The sequence below is a fragment of the Sphaerochaeta halotolerans genome (genome assembly GCF_003429665.1).
GTDB classification, from domain to species: domain Bacteria; phylum Spirochaetota; class Spirochaetia; order Sphaerochaetales; family Sphaerochaetaceae; genus Sphaerochaeta; species Sphaerochaeta halotolerans.
In genome coordinates, this window is sequence record NZ_QUWK01000011.1 from 93,139 (window position 1) to 100,245 (window position 7,107).

The following is a 7,107-nucleotide window of genomic DNA, read 5'->3' on the forward strand; positions in this document are numbered from 1 at the left end:
ATGTTACATAAGTTATGTTTCATGTTTCATTTGAAACATAAGTGAAACATCATTGCTACGTTTCAAATCGGGAGAACTTCCTCCAGAGTGTCGTTCTGCTGATTCCTACACCCTTCGCGAATGCTTCACGAGTCAATCCACTGGAGAGGAACTGTTCATAGAGGTCATGGTCAGAGAGTTTCTTCTTTTTCGGTTTTTCTCTTTTCTTGGCTTCCAGGTACAATCCTGTGGATCCAATATCAAGTTGTTCAATCTCCCGAATCCCGACTTGGTTGGAAGTATGGAGAATCGCCAGTCGTTCTGCTGCATTACGTAGCTCACGAATATTTCCTGGCCAGTAGAACTGGCCGAGCATTTCCAGTGCATCTGCATTGATATTGATTCCATGCAATCCATGTCTCTCACAGTACTCCGCAACAAAATGGGAGAACAACAATCCGATATCCTCAGGACGATCGCGTAGGGGAATCAGCATGAGACTCAGCAGACTGATACGATAAAACAGATCAAGACGGAACAATCCATCCTGCACTTTTTGCAGGATATTGCTGTTTGCTGCACTGATGACTCTCACGTCGACAGGAACAACCATATCAGCACCTACCCGACGCACCTCACGTTCCTGTAGCACCCGCAGGAGCTTCGCCTGTACGACTATTGGCATCTCGGAAATTTCGTCGAGAAAAATGGTTCCCTTGTGTGCCAATTCAAACAACCCAGGCTTTCCCCCCTTGCTCGCACCCGTGAAGGCTCCTTCAGTGTACCCGAACAACTCACTCTCTAGCAGTTGCTCAGGAAGCGCTGCACAGTTCACTGCAACAAAGGGTTGTGATGCACGGGGGGATGCATTGTGGATGCTCTGGGCAAACAGTTCCTTTCCTGTTCCAGTCTCCCCGAGCAAGAGCACTGCTCCGGGGACTTGACTGAATCTCCTGGCTTTCTCCACCAGAGCTCTCATTTGGGAATTTTGCGTCACGATGTTGGAGAATGTATACTTGGCAACCAAGCCTTTTCTGCTCAACTCCGTTCTGATCATATGCTCTGTTTGCTGGATTGTCTCTGCATTCTGGAACGTAAAAAGAAAGCCGGGTGTCTCTTCATCCATACTGATCGGTTGCTGAGTGACAAGGAATTGCTTGCCTGCAATGGGAACCAGTATTTCCTTCTTCCCTGATTTCAAGGTGAGATCCCATTTCCCTGACTGATAAACTTCCATCAGTTGCTTTCCAATCAGGGAACTGGTGCCAAAGAGCTGTTCCGCTTGTCGGTTGGCCGCAATGATGGTTGTATTGCTGTTGATTGCAAGCAAAGCATACGCAGCATTATTGAGCAGGGTCCACAGTAGGTTTCCCCTTGTCTGAGCCCGCTCCAGGGAACGAGCGGCAGCAACTGCCTCTGCAACGGCATGGACCACTGCCTGATAACCACTCTTTACATGCACATGGGCAAAGTTCTGCTCCTCACACAAGCGGCACATCGTCAAGCCACCAACAAAGACAGTACAGCCCTTTCGTGCAAGATGAGCCAAGCCGATTTCCACATCTTTTTCATCGGTTACCTGAAAGATGGACACAGGTTGCCCAACCAAGGTGCTGATTACCTCCTGGTCACAAAGCTGTTCATTCGTGACTACCCCAATATGGGCATCGTTTTTCATTTCTTTTGCTTTGGCCAGTGCGCTGAGCAAATCTGCACTGCTGAGTGCAATTGGCACCACGTGCACCGAAGGTTTCTGATGGGCAATTGCCTGGGCGGTTATGCCGCGAGCAACAATGATATCAGCAACAAGCGGTACAATCTTCTGGGGATCACTTCCAAAGATATGGGTTGTACGCACTTCAATCGTATCCAGGTCATAACTCTGGACGACTTGATCAAATGCTTCTTGCAACTCTTGGTAGGGAACAACAATCAAAATCTTTATCAATGTGACACCTCAAAGAGAGTGTATCATAAGCGGTTCTCTTTACAAAGTCGGTCTACCCTTGGTATTGTCCGGCTATGAACATACTCCAATACCTGCTGGTAGCTCTGTTAGTCATCATTACTGCCGCAAACCTCTATGCACTGACCATCGGTAAGAAAAATCGTAACCGGGCAGCAACCAATTATCGTCTTACCTTGCAGAAGCTTGGGGTGAGAACCAATGAGTTGATGAAAGAGCATGGATACAATTTTGATGATAGACACGGATACATCAATGATATCGGAGACGGAATTCTTCTTTGTTTCGATACCAAAAAACAGGTTGTTGGGATCACTTTGGCTGAGGAGTTCTACCACTTCCCGTATGCAGACTTTGTATCCTGTAAGCAAAATTACGAGACACAAGGGAATAAACTCTCCCATATCTCGGTAATCGTTGAGACAAATGATGCAATCATCACTTTGGTGTTCGGTTCCAAAGCATGGAGAAGGAAATCCTATCTAGGAAAATTCCTCCTCCAGGATTCCAAGGAGTTCTGTACCATCATGGAACGTCACTGTTTGGAGAAGGACGTTAGTTCGCTTTCGGCTGATCAATGATGTGTACATCAAGCTGGTTGAAGGGAACAGAAATCCCAACCTCAGCAAGACGATCAACAATCTCTCCCTGGAATCTCCAATGAACCTTCCAGAAGTCTTCTGGTTTGGTCCAAGGCCGGACCGCGAATTCAATCGAGGAAGCAGCAAGCGTATTCACCTCTACCATGGGAGCAGGCTCGGGAAGAATCTCGCTGTATGAATTGAGGATTTTCCAAATGGTATCCTTTGCCAGCTGTATGTTCGTCCCATAGGCAACACTGACCGTAAGACCAAGTCTTCGTCGCTCGACATTGGAATAGTTCACAATAGGGTTACCCCAGACAAGCTTGTTGGATATTGTAATCTTCCTATTATCAGGTGTGGACAGAATGACACAGATCATATCCATGTCACTGACTGTACCACTGAAAGATCCGGTTTCGATGTAGTCCCCAATCCTGAAGGGTGAGTTGATGACGATCATCATACCACTGAGCAGGTTTCCAATGGTATCCTGGAATGCAAATCCAAGGACGACGCCAGTGATGCCGAGGCCGGCAAGCACGGGGCCCATATCAAGGCCAATGCGACCAAGGAAAGCGATGATAAGGAATATCCATCCTATGACATTGACCAGTTTCAAGATGAAACGTGCCATTAGGTCATTGATCTTTTTGGAACGATTAAGTGCACGTTTGAGCACACGGGAGATTCCGATAATCACCAGTTTTCCGATGAATACAATGAGCAATCCAATCACTACGTTTACCAAGAATTCGACTGGACCGATTTGAATCCAGCTGTCAATCTTCTCAACAAAACGACCAAAGGCAGAGCTTTCAGCTACGGCTTCACTACTCAGTGCCATGAAATTCGCAATCATACTACTACTTCCTTATAGAGGGGTTAAACAAAACACTACCATCGGTAGAGAAAAAAAACAAGGTGAAGAAAATGGCCTCTTCACCTTGCATGATAAGTAATTAATTACTATCCATTATGTAGACAATAGAGCATGTAGACGCTTTGCAAACCCTACAGGATCCTTAGGCATAACCCCTTCAGCAAGCAGAGCCTGATCCAGTAATACTGAGCTCAGTTGCTCAATGTACTGTTCATCGTCGCTGTTCTCAATCTTCTTGACCATCGGGTCTTCCACGTTGATCTCAAGAATTGGTTTTGCTTCCTCAAAGTCTGTTTGTCCCATACTCTTGAGAATCTGCTGCATCTGTACTGATGGGTCATTCTCATCGACCACCACTACAGCAGGAGAATCTGCAAGGCGGGAAGATGCAACTACATCCTTCACCTTGTCCCCAAGGGCTTTCTTGACCTTCTTGATGAGGGCCTTTGCTTCCTTGGTGTCTTTTTTCTTCTCCTCACCTTCTTCCTTCAGATCATCGACTGCACCACTCTTGTTGATTGCCTTCAAAGGCAATTCCTTGTAGGTACCAATCGAACCAACAACGATGTCGTCGATATCATCGCTCATAATGAGGACTTCATACCCCTTCTTGCGATACGCTTCGAGCAAGGGGCTTGCCTTGAGGGTTTCTTCCTTTCCACCCGTGATGTAGTAGATTGATTTCTGGTCACTCTTCATCCGCTCCTTGTAGGAAGCGAGACTTACATAGCCATCCTCGGATGAGGATTTGAACCGTACCAGCTCAAGCAATGCATCTCTATTGGCATAGTCGGAGTACAATCCTTCCTTCAGAGGTCGGTTGTACTGCTCAATGAACTTTGCATAGAGATCGGGGTTCTGTTCGCTGATCTTCTGGAACTCCCCGAGCAGTTTCTTTACTGATGCAGTGCGAATTGCATTCATCACTCGGTTCTGCTGCAAGATCTCACGACTGACATTGAGAGGGAGGTCCTCGCTGTCGATTATACCACGTACGAAGCGAAGGTAGGAAGGAAGCAACTCCTTATCATCATCGGTGATGTAGACCCGCTTTACGTAGAGCTTCACGCCCGGCTTGTAATCGGCATAGTACATGTCAAACGGAGCTTTGCTGGGAATGAAGAAGAGCGTGATGTATTCAGTTGCACCCTCGGCTCGGGTGTGCAAGTAGAACAAGGGATCTTCACTGTCATAGCTACTCTGCTTGTAGAACTCCTTGTACTCTTCATCTGTCAGTTCGCTCTTGCTTCGTCTCCACAGGGCTGATGAGCTGTTAATCTGCTCAATCTTGTGCTCGACTTTCTTCAAGGGATTCCCTTCATCATCCTTCTTCTTGTCGTCATAGGAAGTCTGGTCGTAGGAGAGGAAAATGGGGTAGGCAATGTGGTCGCTGTATTTCTTCACCAGCTGTTCAATCTGCCAGCGGTTTGCATATTCACTGCCTTCCTCGTTCAAGTACAGGGTAATGGTAGTGCCCTGGCTTTCGCGCTTTGCTTCCTCAAGGATATAGCTCCCCTTTCCGGTGCTGCTCCACTTCCAAGCCTGCTCCTCACCTGCCTTCCGGCTGACTACCTCAACCTTTTTTGCAACCATGAAGGCACTGTAGAATCCTACACCGAACTGACCGATGAGATTGCTGTCCTTCTTTTGCTCCTCGGTAAGGGAAGAGAGGAACTTCTTCGTGCCACTGGATGCAATGGTACCCAGGTTGTCTGCCAAATCGTCGTGGCTCATTCCAAGGCCGTTGTCACTAATGGTGAGCGTCCGGTCTTCACCCTCCTCACTAAAGGAGATGTCGATGCGCGGCTCAAAGGTTAGATTCTTGAGCTTGTCATCGGTAAGGGTGAGATACTTGAGTTTGTCCAAAGCATCAGATGAGTTGGATACCAGCTCGCGGAGGAAGATTTCCTTGTGAGAATAGAGCGAGTGAATAATCAGATGCAATAGCTCAGATACTTCAGTTTTGAACTTCTTTTGTTCCATCGTAGTATGATACCTCCAAAGGGATATTGATAAACATACTGATTTTTCAAACCAACGGCAATTGTTCCTTAACAAAAAGGCAGAGGTGGGATATGCTTGGGAATGCAGTTTTCCACTCCAAGCTCAGCTAGAACCATCAATCGTCTGAGAGTTCTCAATCTACTGGCCCGTGAGGGCGAATTCAGTCGTGCTGATATCGCACGTCGTCTGACCCTGAACAAGCCATCTACCAGTGAGATTGTGGAACAGTTGCTCCAGGAAGGGCTTGTTGAGGAAAAGGGGAAGGCCAAGACAGCCAATGGCAGGAGACCCACCACGCTTGCCTTACAACAAGGTTCCAGGCTGGTCCTTGGTGTGGAGCTAGGCAGTAAAAATACCTGTTTCACCCTTTCCGACCTCTTAGGTAATGTATTGAGGTTTGAACGCATCCCCACACCAATCAAACCGGATGCACAGGAACATGGACTTACCATCATCAAGACGTGTCTGAAAATGAGACGGATTACCAAGACTCCCATTGCTGGCATCACCGTGGCGACAAGCGCCCAAATCAGCAATGACAGCCTTTCCATACTCCGTCATGACCACTGGCCGTGGGAGAATGTCCCTCTTGCAAAAGCTATCAGTGAATATACCCAAACCCCTGCAATCCTGGTGCATTCTATGAGGGCAATGGTTGAAGCAGAGCAATGGTTTGCTGGAGAAGATCAGAAGTCGTTCCTCTATGTTAACTGGGGAGAGCATATCAGCGGAGCATTGGTGCAAGACAATACTATCGTAGGAGAGAAGAGCAGGTTCGGACATCTCCCCGTCCGACAGACAGGATTGTGCCGCTGCGGTGGCATTGGATGCCTTGAGACTGTAGCTGCAGGTTGGGCGCTCAGTGAACGCTTTGCAGGAACGTCCGTCAAAGACCTGGCACAGAGCCAAGACCCCAAAGTAGTTCAAGCTCTGCAAGAGGCCGCAGAGGCCATGGGAATTGCCCTAACGTCTGCCAGTGCGATTACTGGATGCAACAAGATTATTTTGGGCGGAGGGGTATCCAACCTCCCTGACCACTACATTTCATTGCTTCAGCAGTACTACCAACAGCACACCCACCACAGCCTTGCGAATATTCCTGTGGTACGCTCCCAGCTCAAGGATCGAAGTACCGTACTAGGAAGCGTAGCAGTTGCCTTGGATCGATGGGTATTCCAGAGGCGAATGTTGCAGACAATGCAAGGGCTTTGACCAAGTAAAACCGCTACCCAAACGGGTAGCGGCAACCTCCTTGAGAACCCTAGGACTCCTCTCCTATGGGTACGCGTCTATCCGCTGGAAACATCGGTCTAGACTCGAGCAACGACACTCATGATTATTGCATGGTTTTCTCGCACTGTAAAACATTAATTTGGCATTTTTGTGTAACTGCTCAGGTCTCCCAAGCAGATTTTAGTTGAGAAAAGCCAGGGAGAATGAGTTGTTGAACAATTGTGTTAGGGCCTCGAATGCGTTTCCACCATTCTTTCTGACTGTGTCTATGATGGAGAAAATCGTACAGAAGTTGGACCCGCCTTCAGAGGAACGGAAGGTTCCTGCTATCTTCATCTTTAGTTTGCTCAGTCTAAAGCTCTTCTCGCCGATTATTCCTATTGTTAGGAATAATCGGCTTATCCTCATCATTTATTATTCCTCATCATTTGCCTGTTTCACCATTTGGCACTCTGGTTCAC

The 7,107-nt window shown here is 47.5% G+C and carries 6 protein-coding genes; 2 read left to right on the forward strand and 4 right to left on the reverse strand.

The genetic code is table 11. The features are described from left to right. Positions 1–55: 55 nt before the first annotated feature. On the reverse strand, positions 56–1,927 hold the full coding sequence (locus DYP60_RS10845; protein ID WP_240622871.1) for a sigma 54-interacting transcriptional regulator: 1,872 nt from the start codon (positions 1,925–1,927) through the stop codon (positions 56–58). A 74-nt stretch (positions 1,928–2,001) separates the two neighbouring features. Between DYP60_RS10845 and DYP60_RS10850 the strand changes: the two genes are divergently transcribed. Next, positions 2,002–2,526 (forward strand): hypothetical protein, encoded by a 525-nt coding sequence (locus DYP60_RS10850; RefSeq protein WP_117331031.1) that lies wholly within the window; start codon positions 2,002–2,004, stop codon positions 2,524–2,526. Here the strand turns inward: DYP60_RS10850 and DYP60_RS10855 are convergent. Together DYP60_RS10855 and htpG are read right to left on the reverse strand one after the other, a co-directional pair. After that, positions 2,501–3,388 carry a mechanosensitive ion channel family protein gene (locus DYP60_RS10855; protein ID WP_117331032.1) on the reverse strand — a complete coding sequence of 296 codons (888 nt, stop codon included), beginning with the start codon at positions 3,386–3,388 and terminating at the stop codon, positions 2,501–2,503. The two genes, DYP60_RS10850 and DYP60_RS10855, sit on opposite strands and share 26 nt — an antisense overlap. 114 nt (positions 3,389–3,502) lie before the next feature. Beyond that, entirely contained in the window at positions 3,503–5,392 is a 1,890-nt protein-coding gene (htpG, locus tag DYP60_RS10860; RefSeq protein ID WP_117331033.1) for a molecular chaperone HtpG, read from the reverse strand. 102 nt (positions 5,393–5,494) lie between these two features. Between htpG and DYP60_RS10865 the strand changes: the two genes are divergently transcribed. Further along, positions 5,495–6,625, forward strand: coding sequence for an ROK family transcriptional regulator (locus tag DYP60_RS10865; protein ID WP_117331043.1), 1,131 nt, complete (start codon positions 5,495–5,497; stop codon positions 6,623–6,625). A gap of 201 nt (positions 6,626–6,826) precedes the next feature. On the opposite strand, the gene DYP60_RS10870 is transcribed toward DYP60_RS10865, so the two are convergent. After that, entirely contained in the window at positions 6,827–7,057 is a 231-nt protein-coding gene (locus tag DYP60_RS10870; protein WP_117331034.1) for a hypothetical protein, read from the reverse strand. Positions 7,058–7,107 lie beyond the last annotated feature (50 nt).

Bases quoted from the DNA above. Each gene is read 5' to 3' on its own strand.
- DYP60_RS10870 (WP_117331034.1), bottom strand. From the start codon at position 7,057: ATGATGAGGATAAGCCGATTATTCCTAACAATAGGAATAATCGGCGAG.
- DYP60_RS10865 (WP_117331043.1), top strand. From the start codon at position 5,495: ATGCAGTTTTCCACTCCAAGCTCAGCTAGAACCATCAATCGTCTGAGA.
- DYP60_RS10850 (WP_117331031.1), top strand. From the start codon at position 2,002: ATGAACATACTCCAATACCTGCTGGTAGCTCTGTTAGTCATCATTACT.
- htpG (WP_117331033.1), bottom strand. From the start codon at position 5,392: ATGGAACAAAAGAAGTTCAAAACTGAAGTATCTGAGCTATTGCATCTG.
- DYP60_RS10855 (WP_117331032.1), bottom strand. From the start codon at position 3,388: ATGATTGCGAATTTCATGGCACTGAGTAGTGAAGCCGTAGCTGAAAGC.